Consider the following 13,374-nt stretch of genomic DNA (forward strand, 5'->3'; position numbering starts at 1 on the left):
TCGGCTCGTGTTAACAGACATAGGCTTTCTTTTATGAAAGTCTATGCATAATAAATTATGTACATTTTTATAGATTAATAGTGGTTTTATTATGATTGTAAGAACATTAGAAGAAGCAGAGCAAACAAACCGTAAAGTGGTTGACCCAAGCAATAACTGGGACAGCACGCGCCTGTTGTTAAAAGATGACAATATGGGTTTTTCTTTTCACATTACGACTATTTATGCCGGTGCTGATTTTCAAATGCACTACCAGAACCATTTAGAGTCTGTGTTTTGTATGTCTGGCGAAGGTGAAGTTGAAACGTTAGCCGATGGTAAGGTTTACCCGATTAAACCCGGAACTATTTATATCCTAGATAAGCATGATAAACATGTTTTACGCGCGACAACAGAAATGAAAATGGCGTGTGTGTTTAACCCTCCTGTTATTGGTAACGAAGTACATAACAAAGATGGTGCGTACGAGCTACAAGCTGACGTCATCACCGACTAATTTGATTCGTTCATTCAATTTAACATTAGATTAGTAGAATAAAGTGGAAAAAATATGTCATTGGCAAATCATAGTGTAGAAAAAATTGGCGGTACATCCATGACTGATTATGTCTCGGTTCGAGACAATATCATCTTACAGCCAGTGGGGAAGGGCGATCTTTATCAGCGTATATTTGTAGTGAGCGCCTATGGCGGCTTGACGGACAAATTGCTTGAACATAAAAAGAATGGTCAGCCTGGCGTATACGCATTGTTTGCCAATGGTGTGAATGACGATAGCTGGTTAGCCGCATTGCTTAGCCTTAAACAAGAGATGTTGGCGATTAATGCGCTGTTATTTTCAGATGCATTATTGGTTAAAGCCAATCAGTTTATTTGTGAACGCATTGATAATGCACAACACGTGCTGGCGGATTTACAAAGCTTGTGCAGTCATGGTCATTTTGCAATTGAAGACCACCTTGCGACCGTACGTGAAATGTTAGCGAGCTTGGGCGAAGCCCACAGTGCTTGGAACATGGCCGAGTTATTACAGCGTGATGGCGTGAATGCTATTTTTGTGGATTTAACCGCTTGGCAAAGTAGCGAGCACACGACATTAGACGAACGCATTAAACTGGCCTTCGAACACATTGACCTAAGTACACAGCTGCCAATCGTTACCGGTTATGCACACAGTCAAGACGGACTAATGAGCACGTTTGATCGTGGTTATTCTGAAATGACCTTTAGCCGTATTGCGGTATTAAGCCATGCCAAAGAAGCCGTTATTCACAAAGAGTTTCACTTAAGCAGCGCTGACCCTCGATTAGTTGGTGAGCATAACGCGGTTCCAATTGGGCGTACCAACTACGACGTTGCTGACCAACTTGCTAATTTAGGGATGGAAGCCATTCACCCTAAAGCCGCAAAAGGCTTACGCCAAAACAATATTGCACTGCGTGTTAAAAACACATTTGAACCAGAGCACACTGGCACCTTGATCACAGGTGATTATGTCAGCGATAAACCGTGCGTAGAAATCATCGCCGGTTGCAAAGGCGTGTATGCCATCGAGGTCTTTGATCAAGACATGGCGGGTAACATTCAGCAGGTTGATCAGGACATTTTGCGAATCATTCAGCGTTTTAAAGCTCATATTGTCTCAAAAGATATTAACGCTAATACCATTACTCACTATTTATCGACTAATCTTAAAACGGTGAAGCGTATTCGAGCGGCTTTAGAAGAGCATTTCGATGAAGCGGAAATCAAACAGCAAAAAGTAGCCATTGTTTCTGCTATCGGTAGCGATATGCAAGTGCCGGGTATTTTAGCTAGAACAGTTAAAGCGTTGGCGGATCAAAATATCAGTGTTCTTGCCATGCACCAATCTATGCGTCAGGTTGATATGCAATTTTTAGTAAATGAAAGTGATTACGAGCAAGCGGTAAAGAGTTTACACAGTTGCTTAGTCGAAGTGCATGAGCATGGGGACGCTATATGCCTGGCATCCTAATAAAGGGATTGGTTATTGCACTTGCTCTAATCAGCCAGCAAGTGTGGGCAGCAGGCGCGACAGATGACGCTCGAGATAAAAAAAATGACCAAGCAAAAGTGGTTGTTGAGGCGTTAAAAGAGCCATTATTCAACCCATTTGTAGAGCGTTATGTACTTGATGACTTAAAGCAACTGCGCACAGAGCTTGCCGCCCAAAAATCGGAGATTATTCAGCAGATTGTTGACCGAGAACATAGCAGTGTTGATCGCGCGGTCATGTATTCGACCAATACGGTAACCTATTTCTTTTATTTGATTGCAGCGGCTACGTCGATTTTAGTGATCGTAGGTTGGACCTCAATTCGAGATATAAAAGAACGTGTACATTCGCAGGCCGACGAAGAAATCTCGCGTTTGGTGGGTGAATATGAGCGCCGTTTACACGTCATTGAAAGTCAGCTGAACCAAAAGACCCAGGATATTGAAGATAACCGCGAAGAGATCGAGTTAACACAAGAACGTCAGTCTTTGTGGTTAAGAGCCGCTCGTGAGAATAACTTCAACAATAAGATTGCGGTCTATGATCAGATCTTGAAATTACGCCGTGATGATACCGAAGCACTGACGTACAAAGCAGATGCGGTGCTGGAGCTCAATGAGCCGCAATGGGCCATTAATCTGTGCTATCAAGCACTGGCGATTGACCCTGAAAACAGCCATGCATTTTATCAATTAGCCTGTGCTTATACTGTACTAGGCATGCATGAAGAAGCGGTTAACTACGTCGCAGAGGTTCTAGAGCGAACGGATACCTACAGAGAAGATATTCTCAGTGACCCTGTTATGAAGCCCCTGCATGACAATGAGCGCTTTAAAGAACTCATTGGTGAGGATGCTTTAAATCAAACCGATGAGTCTGCGTAATTGCTCATTAAAAAGGCCAAATGAAGAATCATTTGGCCTTTTTGCATTATGTGCCTAATAGCTGAGCACTCTCCGCATTGTGATCTAGTATTAAGGTAGTTTGTAGGAGAGGTGAGCCATGCAAAGTGCTCCGCAGCATGAAAACGAAGCCCAGCGTTTAGCTGAATTGATGCGTTTTGATGTGTTAGACAGCGAGGATGAAGAGGCCTTTGATGAGTTAACTGAGCTTGCGAGTAACATTTGTGGTGCGCCTGTTTCACTTATCAGTTTGATTGATTCGGATCGTCAGTGGTTTAAATCTCGCGTGGGTTTAGATGCCCATGAAACACCGAGAGAACTTGCCTTTTGTGCCCATGCGATTTTACAACCTGACGTGTTTGAAATACCCAATGCGTTAGAAGATGATCGCTTTGCGGATAACCCTCTTGTTACAAAAGACCCTAATATTCGTTTTTATGCAGGTGCTCCGTTAGTCTCAGAAAATGGGCTGCCGATCGGAACGTTATGCGTAATAGATCAAGAGCCAAAAACATTAACCGATGAACAAAAGCGCGCATTGCAGATACTAGCCAAGCAGGTAATAGGTCAGCTTGAGCTGAGAGTTAATTACAAAAAATTAAAGCAAGTAGACCAAGAACGGGAGAAAATGTTTTCAGTCATTGGTCACGATTTACGCTCGCCCTTTACCGGCATCATTGGTCTGTCTCGTCTCTTATATGACAATGTTGGCACGGTTGATTCTGATAAAATTCAGAGTATGGCTGGCGGGATTTTATCGTCTTCATTACAGGTTTTTCAGGTATTAGAAGAACTCATCCAGTGGACGCAGCAACGCTTAGGACGCACCCAATCGACACCGACGCTTTGCCACCTCGCACCGATTGCACAAGAAAGTATAGAGCTGCTACAAGACTCGATACAATTAAAAATGATTGATTGCCAAAATAATATTGACCCTGCACTAACCGTACTGGCGGATGTGGCGATCGGTAAAACAATTTTGCGAAATATTTTAGCCAATGCCATTAAATATTCCCCGGATCACGGCATGATCAAAATCAGTGCAGTTAAAGAGAATCAAAATATTGTTATCAGTATTGAAGATCAAGGTGATGGTATCTCACCGGCTGTGCTTGATAAATTATTTGAATCATCGGTAGATAGTCAAGCGGACACTGCTGGCGTTAAAGGAACCGGTATTGGCCTTAGTTTATGCGCCGAGTTGATTACCACTCAAAATGGTCGTATCTGGGTTGATAAACAGTACACCAAAGGTGCGCGTATAAAATTCAGCTTACCTATGACACCCTCGTTATAATTTCATATATGACTGTTTAATTTTGCCTCTATGCTTTTACTGTGTGACTTATATGATTATCTTAATGGCTATTAAGATAATCATATAAAAACAAAATGCGTTTATTGTCGGATAGTAGATTGATCAGCATTTATTTATGTAATTATTTTACGGTTGGTTTTTCGGGCAGTGGCGTGAATTCATCTTCGTCCCCAGGGATCGTAGGAAAACGGCCACCTTTCCAATCTTGTTTGGCTTTTGCAAGTCGATTTTTATCAAACGATACAAAGTTCCAAAACATATGAGGGGTTTCTTCCCAGCGCTCGCCACCCAATAATACGAAACGGCTTTGTTGATTGGTTTGTATTGATTGCTCGTCTTCCAATAGCACAAACTGGCCAACCCCAAACGATTGCTCCCCAATACGTATTTCACCTTGTAGCACATAAGCCGCGCATTCTTGATCGGGATTGGGTCGATCAATGGTTTTACCTTGCGGTGCCAGCACATCCATATAAAACATTGGGCTGTAGGTTTTAATCGGGGCGGTTTTGCCTGCTGCTTCACCTGCAATTAAGCGCATTAAAACCCCTTCTTTCATAAAGTGAGGCAGTTGCGATTTTTTCACATGTGTAAAAGAAGGCTCTATTTCAGCTTTGTCTTTTGGTAGGGCCACCCATGTTTGTAAACCGTTTAGCGTATGCTCTGCGGCTTTTACCTCTAGCGTTTCGCGCTCACTATGAGTAATGCCTTTACCTGCGGTCATCCAGTTGATATCTCCGGGAATAATCTCAAGGTTATTACCTAAGCTGTCTCTGTGCAGCAAACGGCCTTCAAGCATATAGGTAATGGTTGCAAGGCCAATGTGTGGGTGAGGGCGTACATCAATGCCATTGCCCTGCGCAAATACGGCGGGCCCCATGTGGTCAAAGAAGATAAATGGTCCCACCATTTTTTTATCAAAGTTAGGCAGGATGCGGGTGACTTCGAATCCGTCTAGGGGTTTACGATCCCCTTGTAATAGCTTGGCCATGTTGATGCCTTAGATGATTAAGTTGATGTCCTGAGTTTAGCGAATCTACATGGGATGATACGTATAAAGATTGGATCAATTAGATTGAGAATATGAATATTAGGCCGGATAACTCCCTTTATGTTATTGATGAAAGTTTCATCAAACTGACATGTAATGTCACATCTTTGTCATACCTCACACCTAGTCTGGGCTTATTAATTGAACGAATGACTTTTAAGGGTCAGGGAGACAGTATGAGTAAGTACCAATATGAGCAGCTTGTGTTTCCGGGTCAGGTTTTATCGGATCAAGAGCAACAAACGTTAGTCACAGAACTGCGTGAAGTTGCCGCTAGCTGCTTTCAAAAAACACCTAATTATCAAGCGCTATCCGGTGAAAAGTCAGAACTTGATAAAGCCGTTATCTGTTTAGCACGAGATGAAAACGGCAAGCTTATGGGCTTTTGCTCTGCGCTTTTTTTACCTGTTAAAGGGCGCGGCAATGTACTGCATCTGGGTTTAACTTGTGTACACCCAGATTCGAGAGGGCAAAATCTTACTCATCACCTAACGAGCAAATTACTGCTTAACTTTATAATTAAAAAATCATTATTTAAAGAAACCTGGATCAGTAACTGTGCTTGTGTATTATCAAGCTTAGGTAATGTGGCAATGTACTTTGAAAATTTATACCCATCGCCTTATGGTGTAAAAATACCGAGTATTCATCACTTAGATATTGCCCGTGCCATTGATAAAAATCATCGTGAATCCATCGCCATAAAAGACACCGCTAAATTTAACCCAGCGCGATTTGTGTTTGAAGGCAGCGTCGGTGGCACCGTATTCGAAAAAGACGCTGATGACGGCCGTTTTCACCATCGTGATCAAGCATTAACAGAATACTATCAAGACCTACTGCGATTTGATCGTGGCGATGAAGCGCTGCAAATTGGTAAGGTGAGTATTTTAACGTTTCCTAAATATCTAATGCGTAAAGCGGCGGTTAAAATGAAAGGCATGTTACCTAAACCGCGTAAAACACCTACCTATGCGAATTAATCGATTAAATTATTGATGAATAGCTTGAGGTACAGAGTTCGTTACGCACAATGTGCGTAACGATTCTGCTTGTTGTATGGTTACATGGTTATATTCTATTTTGATCCAATCGGATTGCGCCCAGCTTAATAAAATTTTTGAAATCGATTGTCGTGACACGCCCATCATTTGAGCAAGTTCTTGCTGATTCAGTTTTATATGTTCACCATTTAAATCAAGCAAATCCAATAGGCGTCGTGCGATGCGCTCAGGTAAGGGTTGAATCGTCACTTGTTCAATAAAACTTAAAGCGCGGCGCAAGCGCTGACAAATGTGCTGCGTAATGTGTCGTAAAGATTGTGTATCTTCTAATAAGTATTGCTCAAAACTGGTTTTGGGAATAATCAGTAACTCGCAGTTTTTGGTGACTTCGCAATCATGGGTGCGAGGTTTTGCATCAACCAGTGAAATCTCACCAAACCAATCACCACTTTGCATAAAGCATAAAGTAAGTGCTTTGCCATCCTGACTAAGCGCACTGATACGTAAACGCCCAGAGACCACACCATAATACCCCACGGCGTCATCGCCACGCCGATGCAGTAATTGCCCTTTTGAAAGGGTCTTCACATACACACTTTCTGCAATGCTTTGCTGGGTTTCAGTAGACACCTGCGCTAAACAAGGGTTACTTTGTATTAACGCTTTGTGCTCAGGGCGTAAGCCTTTCATAGATTGTCCAAAAGTTGACAGAGTTTTTGTGAAAACCCCCGTAAGCTGTCATCACCTAATAACAAATAATACAAAGGTGCCCTATGAATACCATAGCCCAAAACACAATCAAGGACTCAGTGAGCCAAGAAGAATGGAAACTGCGCCAAGATCTTGCGGCCTGTTATAACCTCGTTGCCCACTATGGTTGGGATGACTTAATTTTTACCCACATATCGGCACGGGTTCCTGGGCCTGATCATCATTTTTTAATTAACCCTTATGGCTTAATGTTTGATGAAATCACGGCATCGAGCTTGGTTAAAGTAGACCTCGATGGCAACAAAGTATTAGCAGCTGAGTACGATATTAATCCTGCCGGTTTTACCATTCATAGTGCCATACATGAAGTCCGTGAAGACGCTCAAGTGGTGCTGCACCTACATACCAATGCAGGTGTTGCTGTATCGGCACAAAAAGATGGCTTACAAGCTATTTCACAGCAATCATTGTTTCCATTAACGAGCTTGTCGTACCACGAATACGAAGGGGTTGCATTGCGTGAAGATGAGAAGGCACGTTTGCAGGCCGACCTTGGCGAAACATATTTTATGATTCTGCGTAACCACGGCTTATTAACCTGTGCCGAAACCGTCGCCGACGGTTTTTTAAATATGTACATATTACAGCGTGCGTGTGAAATTCAATTATTGGCTCAATCTGGTGGCGGTGCGCTAACGCCTGTACCCAATGGTATTGTTGAAGGCATGCAAGCGGCAGCAAAACAGGTTACACGTAATGCCGGTGGTGCATTGGCATGGCCAGGCTTATTGCGTAAGCTTGATCGCTTAGGCGCACCTTATCAGCAATAATTAAATAACAATAATAAGTGGAAACAATCATGACATCACTACAGCAATGGCAAGAACAGGGCGATACGTTCTCGTTTAATGGCAATGATATTTTTTATCTCACAAAAGGAGATAAACAAAAACCAGCGCTGGTATTGATTCATGGTTTCCCCACGTGCAGTTGGGACTGGGCGAAAATATTCCCCGCATTAAATGAGCAATTTTATCTTATTACACTGGATATGCTGGGTTTTGGTTTTAGTGATAAACCTAAGCAAGATTATTCCATTTTTGAGCAAGCGGATATTTTTGATGCATTATTAAGTCAGCTGAATATTAAACAGTATCACCTTTTAGCCCATGATTATGGCGATACGGTGGCGCAAGAATTATTAGCACGGCATCATAAAACAGGGCAGATATTGTCAGTTGTATTCAGTAATGGCGGACTGTTCCCTGAAACCCATCATCCCGTATTACTACAAAAACTCTTATTAAGCCCCATTGGTTTTATTTTAAGTAAATTAGTACGTTATGAAAAATTCAAAATAAATTTTGATCATATTTGCGCAAAAAACCTAAGCGAAGACGAGTTAAAAGGCTACTGGCAAATGCTAGAGCACAAAGGTGGCGTGCTGATTATGCATAAATTGATTGCATACATGATCGAGCGAAAACAAAACCGTGAGCGCTGGGTCGGTGTGATGCAAACCACTGATGTACCTATGATGTTAATAGATGGTTTGCTCGACCCTATTAGCGGCGCGCATATGGTTGCGCGTTATGAAGAGCTTATACCCAACCCTCATATCGTGAAATTAGAAGATACTGGGCATTACCCACAAGTAGAAAGTCCTACTGAATTTGTGAATGGTGTTTTGAAATTCTTACAGGCGCAATAATGACTGACTAATCGCTCGCGGGGCAAGCTCGTACCGTTAACTATTATGCATATTGAAGTAAAATGCCCCTGTGGGTGAAAGATCACACGCAGGGAAAACTTATATCTGTTAACTACTTCGCGAACCCTTTAGCATCGATTAATGGCATTTTGCTGCGTACGAAAATACCGTTGCCTCGTGCCAGTTCTTTACCTTCTTCATTGTATAACACGGCCTCGGCGATCCATTGGCTGTTGTTCTTATTTACAACGTTACCAATGGCTGTAATTTTTCCTTCACTTACAGGCCGGGTAATATAAGTGGTGAAGCTTGTGGTTAAAACAAACACGTCTTTCTCTAAACTATTACATGCAAACCAGGCAGCATCATCTAGCATTTTAAAATAAACGCTGCCATGCATACCGCCTGCACTATGATGGTGACGAGCGTCAGTGAGAATGCTGATTTCAGCTTGGCCTTCTGTCACGGTCATAACGGGTTTATAAAACTCGTTTACAGGGGCCGCTTGATACATCGATTCTAATTGGCGGTAATGTTGTTCCATGGTGAATACTCTAAATAAACAGTTAAGCTAAAAACTCTGCGCGTGTATGCACGTTACTTTTGAATATACCGCCAAGCGCGGTTGTACTGGTATGGGAGTGAGTATCCATCACGCCGCGCGATTTTACGCAATAATGAGTGGCATCAATTGAGACGGCTACGTTTTCGGTTTCAAGCAATGTTTGTAAGCTAATTAGCACTTGTTGTGTTAAACGCTCTTGCACCTGAGGGCGCTGTGCAAAAAAGCGCACTAAGCGATTGATTTTTGATAGCCCAATGATTTTGTTTTTTGGGATATACGCGACTTTCGCAAAGCCATCAATTGTCACAAAGTGATGTTCACAGGTACTGGTTAGGTGAATGTCACTGACCTTGACCATTTCATCCACTTGCATCTTGTTTTCAATAACCGACATCTTTGGGAAATTGGCATAATCTAAGCCACCAAAAATTTCACTCACGTACATTTTTGCAATGCGATGAGGGGTTTCTTGCAGGCTGTCATCGGATAAATCTAACCCTAGGGTTTCTACCACGGTTGTCATGGCATCTTTGATACGAGCGTATTTTTCGTCGTTGCTTAAACCCGTGTCTTTCATCGGGGTTTCAAGACCCCTTGCCACTAAGGTATCGCGTACTAGTTGGGCCGTGTCAGAAATCATGTTTAGTCCTCTTTCCCTTTTTAGGCGTATTAGCCTTTGCGCTTGGCCAGTGTTAACGATACAGAATCGGCAAAACGCAGCGCGTGGGGTTTATCAATGGTCACTTTAGCAAACGTCACTGAGTCGTGCTCACAACAAATATCCAAAACATCGGATACAAGCTTCTCTAATAATTTAAAGCGACCACCTTCCACTAATGCAATGGTGTTTTTGGTGATGGTTTTATAATTCAGTGCGCCTTCAACGTGGTCGGTTAGGCACAAGTGACTAGCTGGGTAATGAATCTCAGCATTGATGATCACATCTTGCTGTTTTTCTTGTTCTTCAGGGTTAAAGCCAATAAAGGTGCGTAACCTTAAATTCTTGATATTAATGATGGCATTATTTTCAGGCATATTGGCTCTTCTTAAATTATTTTAAGCAGTTACGCTATGGTAAAGGATTTGGATTCCTTTGCGCATTAGTTTGTGACACATTTATGCAAATAGGTTGTTAAGTCATGATAATCCGTACATATGCTGTGGGCTAGATTGGCATAGTCTGGTGTTTCATTTGGCGCGAAAAGGCACCCATGCATGCCTGCATTAATAGCGGCTTGTAGGTCATACTTATAATCCCCTACATACATAATGGTTTTTGGTGATTGTTGCCAGTCTTTAGCTACCATCAATAACGCCGTTGGGTCCGGTTTAGCGGGTGCATCCGCACGAGTCAGAACGGTACTGATGGGAATGTTATTATTTTTAACTTTGATACTGGCCGCTTCCGAGCTATTACGGGTGACAATTGCCATGGGCAAACCTAAAGCAGCAATGGCGCTGACAAGCTCAAACGCACCGGGTAGCCATTTAGCATCTTGTGCATCGTCTAGCTCATGTTGTTCAATAAATGCATTAGCGTGGGCTTGTGATTTCGCATCTAAACTGGCCACATGGGTAAGTAAGTCCATATCATCTGGGCAGTCTAATGATTGTCGTAAAAATGGAAAATCCAAAGAGGATTCAACCAAGGTGCCGTCTAAATCAAAAATCACCCCAGTGAAGGTTTGCAAGCTTAGGGATTCCATGAAAAGCCTTATACAATGAATAAACATAACCAGTATACGCGAATGCTACCGAAACAGTTTCATACATCCTATGATGATAAACGTAATCGGTTGATGCTAGAACGTTTTTTATGACCCCAAAATTATCAGCGCATTCCCATGCGGCGCAATTAAAGCAAAACACACTAGAGGTGGTAACCCGTTATCACCTTGCTTGGCGTGAGCGTGATTTAGACACCATTCTTAGCTGTTATCATCCTGACATTCAGTACCACGATTTTTTTCAGAATAAAGTATTCACTCAGGTTGATATTCAATCTTACATCCGCGCTAGCTTGCCGAGCGCTGAACTGAATCATATTGCCCCCATGCGGGCTGATGGTGATACCGCATTTATTGAATACAGTATTCGTTTGCAAGATCAACAAGGCTTAGCCTCGTTTAGAGCCAGTGAAGCCATCACAGTAAAAGACGGTTTAATTTGGCGCATACACGAATACGCAAGCTTAATGGGCCACAAGAATAGTGGACCAAAAACGGCTAAAAATGACTTAAACCGATTAGGCTTATCCACAAGGCAAGTGGCCGCCATGTCACAAGATGTAAGAGATTATTTAGCCCAATCAAGTGTCACTAACCAACCCGATTTTAATTTACAAAAACTGGCTGACAACACAGGCTATACCCGAAACCAATTATCGTATTTATTTAATCAAGTATTTGGCAAACGATTTTTACAGTACATCAATGAACGACGAATTGAATGGGTGCTGCAACAAATCAACAATCATGTTAAATGTTCTGTAGACGTTTTAGCATTGGATGCAGGTTTCAATAGCAACTCGGTTTTTTACAAGTACTTTAGAATGGTCACAGGGCAAAGCCCGAAGGCTTATATGAGATCAGATTAGTAAAAATCCGCGCGTGCACGCAGCTAGGTTTTATTAAGCGGTGTTTGTTAGAGTCTGATCATTCTTTCGTTCGCGTGTAAAAACAGGTGATGCATGGTCAGTTTATGGATGGAGCAGGTAACACACACTCCTCGCCCAGTATTGCAGCAGGATCTAACTGTAGATGTGGTCATCATTGGCGCAGGGTTCACGGGTTTATGGACAGCCTATTATTTGAACCAAGCGCAACCCGATTTAACCATCGCGATTGTTGAAGCCAAACATGTGGGCTTTGGTGCATCCGGTCGTAATGGCGGCTGGCTCATGGGGGAAATTGCAGGGGCCGACGACTTACTCAAGCATCACACAAAACCTGAGCGTCAAGCAAGCCATCACTTAATTCATGATATCCCCGATGAAGTCGCGCGTATTTGCGCAAAAGAAAATATCCACTGCGATTTGAAAAAAGGCGGAGTTTTATATTGTGCTGCACGCTATCCAGAGCAACGCCAGCGGTTGCAAAAAGAATTGGCCGACTATAAACAAAATGATTACAGCGAACAGGATTTTACTTGGCTTAATAAAAGCCAGTTAGATCAACAACTCAAAATGGCAAAAGCGCAAGGTGCCATGTTTAGCCCTCACGTGGCAACGATCCAACCCGCTAAACTAGTCATGGGGTTAGCTCCGTGCCTTGAGAGCAAAGGCGTTATCATTTATGAAAACTCTCCCGTTATGCAATGGCAAAGCGGTGACGTGACAACCCACAGTGCCAGTATCAAAGCTAAATGGATTGTGCCTGCGGTTGAAGCGTATGGCACACAACTTAAACCGATCAATCAATATCAACTCGCGGTCTACAGTTTAATGATCGCCACCGAGCCATTATCACAAGAGATTTGGAATGAAATAGGCTTAGAAAAAGGCCAAGCGTTTAGTGAGTCGTCACGTCTAATTAGTTATGGGCAGCGCACTGCGGATAACCGTTTGGTCTTTGGTGCCCGTGGTGGCTACAGTTTTGGAGGGCGCTTGCGCCATGACTTCACCCATACCGAAACAGAGATGGCATTGCGGTTGAATTTATTGCATGAGTGCTTCCCCGTATTAAAAGAACGCAATATTAAAGTCAGTCACTCGTGGGGTGGTAATCTTGCTTTACCAAGACGTTTTCATCTGCACATGTTATGTGATCGCACGCAAGGTATTGCGTTAGCCGGTGGGTATTTAGGTGAGGGCGTGGGGGCCACTAACTTGGCTGGGCGCACGCTAGCCGATTTAATATTAAATAAACAAACCTTACATACGCAACAACCTTGGGTTAAAAACAATCAGCCAATAAGTGCACTAAAAAAATGGGAGCCAGAACCCATTCGCTGGTTAACCTATAAAACCCTAAATAAAATGCTCGCCTATGAAGACAAAGTATTAGCGGATTTAACCTCACCAAAATGGAAACGAAAATGTGTCGTCGCTATTTGTAATGTATTGGAATTGGTGATCTCTTAATAGGAAATAAT

Annotated in this window: 15 protein-coding genes; 9 read left to right on the forward strand and 6 right to left on the reverse strand. The window is 42.6% G+C overall.

Annotated elements, in window-relative coordinates; genetic code table 11:
* The first annotated feature begins 91 nt into the window (after window positions 1–91).
* From ACU6U9_RS08680 to ACU6U9_RS08695, 4 genes are all read left to right on the forward strand, one after another.
* A complete protein-coding gene (locus tag ACU6U9_RS08680) occupies window positions 92–496 on the forward strand; it encodes an ectoine synthase (protein WP_446734638.1) in 405 nt (134 codons plus the stop codon).
* A gap of 54 nt (window positions 497–550) precedes the next feature.
* A complete protein-coding gene (locus tag ACU6U9_RS08685; RefSeq protein ID WP_446734639.1) occupies window positions 551–1,996 on the forward strand; it encodes an aspartate kinase in 1,446 nt (481 codons plus the stop codon).
* Complete coding sequence (locus ACU6U9_RS08690) at window positions 1,981–2,901, forward strand: tetratricopeptide repeat protein (RefSeq protein WP_446734640.1); 921 nt, start codon at window positions 1,981–1,983, stop codon at window positions 2,899–2,901. The genes ACU6U9_RS08685 and ACU6U9_RS08690 overlap by 16 nt, the downstream gene beginning before the upstream one ends.
* Before the next feature lie 118 nt (window positions 2,902–3,019).
* Window positions 3,020–4,219: a GAF domain-containing sensor histidine kinase gene (locus ACU6U9_RS08695; RefSeq protein WP_446734641.1), complete on the forward strand. Its 1,200-nt coding sequence runs from the start codon at window positions 3,020–3,022 to the stop codon at window positions 4,217–4,219.
* 142 nt (window positions 4,220–4,361) lie between these two features.
* Here ACU6U9_RS08695 and ACU6U9_RS08700 read toward each other — a convergent pair whose 3' ends face one another.
* The gene (locus tag ACU6U9_RS08700) at window positions 4,362–5,231 is read right to left on the reverse strand and encodes a pirin family protein (protein ID WP_446734642.1); all 870 of its coding nucleotides are present in this window, start codon (window positions 5,229–5,231) and stop codon (window positions 4,362–4,364) included.
* A gap of 236 nt (window positions 5,232–5,467) precedes the next feature.
* Between ACU6U9_RS08700 and ACU6U9_RS08705 the strand changes: the two genes are divergently transcribed.
* Complete coding sequence (locus ACU6U9_RS08705; protein WP_446734643.1) at window positions 5,468–6,274, forward strand: GNAT family N-acetyltransferase; 807 nt, start codon at window positions 5,468–5,470, stop codon at window positions 6,272–6,274.
* Window positions 6,275–6,283: 9 nt separating this feature from the next.
* Here the strand turns inward: ACU6U9_RS08705 and ACU6U9_RS08710 are convergent, their stop codons facing one another.
* The gene (locus ACU6U9_RS08710) at window positions 6,284–6,985 is read right to left on the reverse strand and encodes a Crp/Fnr family transcriptional regulator (protein WP_446734644.1); all 702 of its coding nucleotides are present in this window, start codon (window positions 6,983–6,985) and stop codon (window positions 6,284–6,286) included.
* An 83-nt stretch (window positions 6,986–7,068) separates the two neighbouring features.
* Here ACU6U9_RS08710 and ACU6U9_RS08715 point away from each other — a divergent pair, with 83 nt between their 5' ends.
* A complete protein-coding gene (locus tag ACU6U9_RS08715) occupies window positions 7,069–7,836 on the forward strand; it encodes a class II aldolase/adducin family protein (RefSeq protein ID WP_446734645.1) in 768 nt (255 codons plus the stop codon).
* Between the two features lie 29 nt (window positions 7,837–7,865).
* Window positions 7,866–8,717: an alpha/beta fold hydrolase gene (locus ACU6U9_RS08720; RefSeq protein ID WP_446734646.1), complete on the forward strand. Its 852-nt coding sequence runs from the start codon at window positions 7,866–7,868 to the stop codon at window positions 8,715–8,717.
* Window positions 8,718–8,829: 112 nt separating this feature from the next.
* Here the strand turns inward: ACU6U9_RS08720 and ACU6U9_RS08725 are convergent, their stop codons facing one another.
* The 4 genes from ACU6U9_RS08725 to ACU6U9_RS08740 all read right to left on the reverse strand — a co-directional run bounded on the left by ACU6U9_RS08725 (window position 8,830) and on the right by ACU6U9_RS08740 (window position 10,988).
* Entirely contained in the window at window positions 8,830–9,261 is a 432-nt protein-coding gene (locus ACU6U9_RS08725) for a PaaI family thioesterase (RefSeq protein ID WP_446734647.1), read from the reverse strand.
* A gap of 22 nt (window positions 9,262–9,283) precedes the next feature.
* A complete protein-coding gene (gene folE / locus ACU6U9_RS08730; RefSeq protein WP_446734648.1) occupies window positions 9,284–9,922 on the reverse strand; it encodes a GTP cyclohydrolase I FolE in 639 nt (212 codons plus the stop codon).
* A gap of 29 nt (window positions 9,923–9,951) precedes the next feature.
* Window positions 9,952–10,317 carry a dihydroneopterin triphosphate 2'-epimerase gene (gene folX, locus ACU6U9_RS08735; RefSeq protein ID WP_446734649.1) on the reverse strand — a complete coding sequence of 122 codons (366 nt, stop codon included), beginning with the start codon at window positions 10,315–10,317 and terminating at the stop codon, window positions 9,952–9,954.
* Between the two features lie 65 nt (window positions 10,318–10,382).
* Window positions 10,383–10,988 (reverse strand): HAD family hydrolase, encoded by a 606-nt coding sequence (locus tag ACU6U9_RS08740; protein WP_446734650.1) that lies wholly within the window; start codon window positions 10,986–10,988, stop codon window positions 10,383–10,385.
* A 110-nt stretch (window positions 10,989–11,098) separates the two neighbouring features.
* Here ACU6U9_RS08740 and ACU6U9_RS08745 point away from each other — a divergent pair, with 110 nt between their 5' ends.
* Both ACU6U9_RS08745 and ACU6U9_RS08750 read left to right on the forward strand, forming a co-directional pair.
* Entirely contained in the window at window positions 11,099–11,878 is a 780-nt protein-coding gene (locus ACU6U9_RS08745; protein WP_446734651.1) for a helix-turn-helix domain-containing protein, read from the forward strand.
* Between the two features lie 93 nt (window positions 11,879–11,971).
* Window positions 11,972–13,363, forward strand: coding sequence for an NAD(P)/FAD-dependent oxidoreductase (locus ACU6U9_RS08750; protein ID WP_446734652.1), 1,392 nt, complete (start codon window positions 11,972–11,974; stop codon window positions 13,361–13,363).
* Window positions 13,364–13,374 lie beyond the last annotated feature (11 nt).

Source organism: Pseudomonas sp. HK3 (assembly GCF_052920985.1).

What these genes read in the sequence shown, in the direction of transcription:
- ACU6U9_RS08680 (WP_446734638.1), top strand. Translation starts at nt 92, where the DNA reads ATGATTGTAAGAACATTAGAAGAAGCAGAGCAAACAAACCGTAAAGTG.
- ACU6U9_RS08685 (WP_446734639.1), top strand. Translation starts at nt 551, where the DNA reads ATGTCATTGGCAAATCATAGTGTAGAAAAAATTGGCGGTACATCCATG.
- ACU6U9_RS08690 (WP_446734640.1), top strand. Translation starts at nt 1,981, where the DNA reads ATGCCTGGCATCCTAATAAAGGGATTGGTTATTGCACTTGCTCTAATC.
- ACU6U9_RS08695 (WP_446734641.1), top strand. Translation starts at nt 3,020, where the DNA reads ATGCAAAGTGCTCCGCAGCATGAAAACGAAGCCCAGCGTTTAGCTGAA.
- ACU6U9_RS08700 (WP_446734642.1), bottom strand. Translation starts at nt 5,231, where the DNA reads ATGGCCAAGCTATTACAAGGGGATCGTAAACCCCTAGACGGATTCGAA.
- ACU6U9_RS08705 (WP_446734643.1), top strand. Translation starts at nt 5,468, where the DNA reads ATGAGTAAGTACCAATATGAGCAGCTTGTGTTTCCGGGTCAGGTTTTA.
- ACU6U9_RS08710 (WP_446734644.1), bottom strand. Translation starts at nt 6,985, where the DNA reads ATGAAAGGCTTACGCCCTGAGCACAAAGCGTTAATACAAAGTAACCCT.
- ACU6U9_RS08715 (WP_446734645.1), top strand. Translation starts at nt 7,069, where the DNA reads ATGAATACCATAGCCCAAAACACAATCAAGGACTCAGTGAGCCAAGAA.
- ACU6U9_RS08720 (WP_446734646.1), top strand. Translation starts at nt 7,866, where the DNA reads ATGACATCACTACAGCAATGGCAAGAACAGGGCGATACGTTCTCGTTT.
- ACU6U9_RS08725 (WP_446734647.1), bottom strand. Translation starts at nt 9,261, where the DNA reads ATGGAACAACATTACCGCCAATTAGAATCGATGTATCAAGCGGCCCCT.
- folE (WP_446734648.1), bottom strand. Translation starts at nt 9,922, where the DNA reads ATGATTTCTGACACGGCCCAACTAGTACGCGATACCTTAGTGGCAAGG.
- folX (WP_446734649.1), bottom strand. Translation starts at nt 10,317, where the DNA reads ATGCCTGAAAATAATGCCATCATTAATATCAAGAATTTAAGGTTACGC.
- ACU6U9_RS08740 (WP_446734650.1), bottom strand. Translation starts at nt 10,988, where the DNA reads ATGGAATCCCTAAGCTTGCAAACCTTCACTGGGGTGATTTTTGATTTA.
- ACU6U9_RS08745 (WP_446734651.1), top strand. Translation starts at nt 11,099, where the DNA reads ATGACCCCAAAATTATCAGCGCATTCCCATGCGGCGCAATTAAAGCAA.
- ACU6U9_RS08750 (WP_446734652.1), top strand. Translation starts at nt 11,972, where the DNA reads ATGGTCAGTTTATGGATGGAGCAGGTAACACACACTCCTCGCCCAGTA.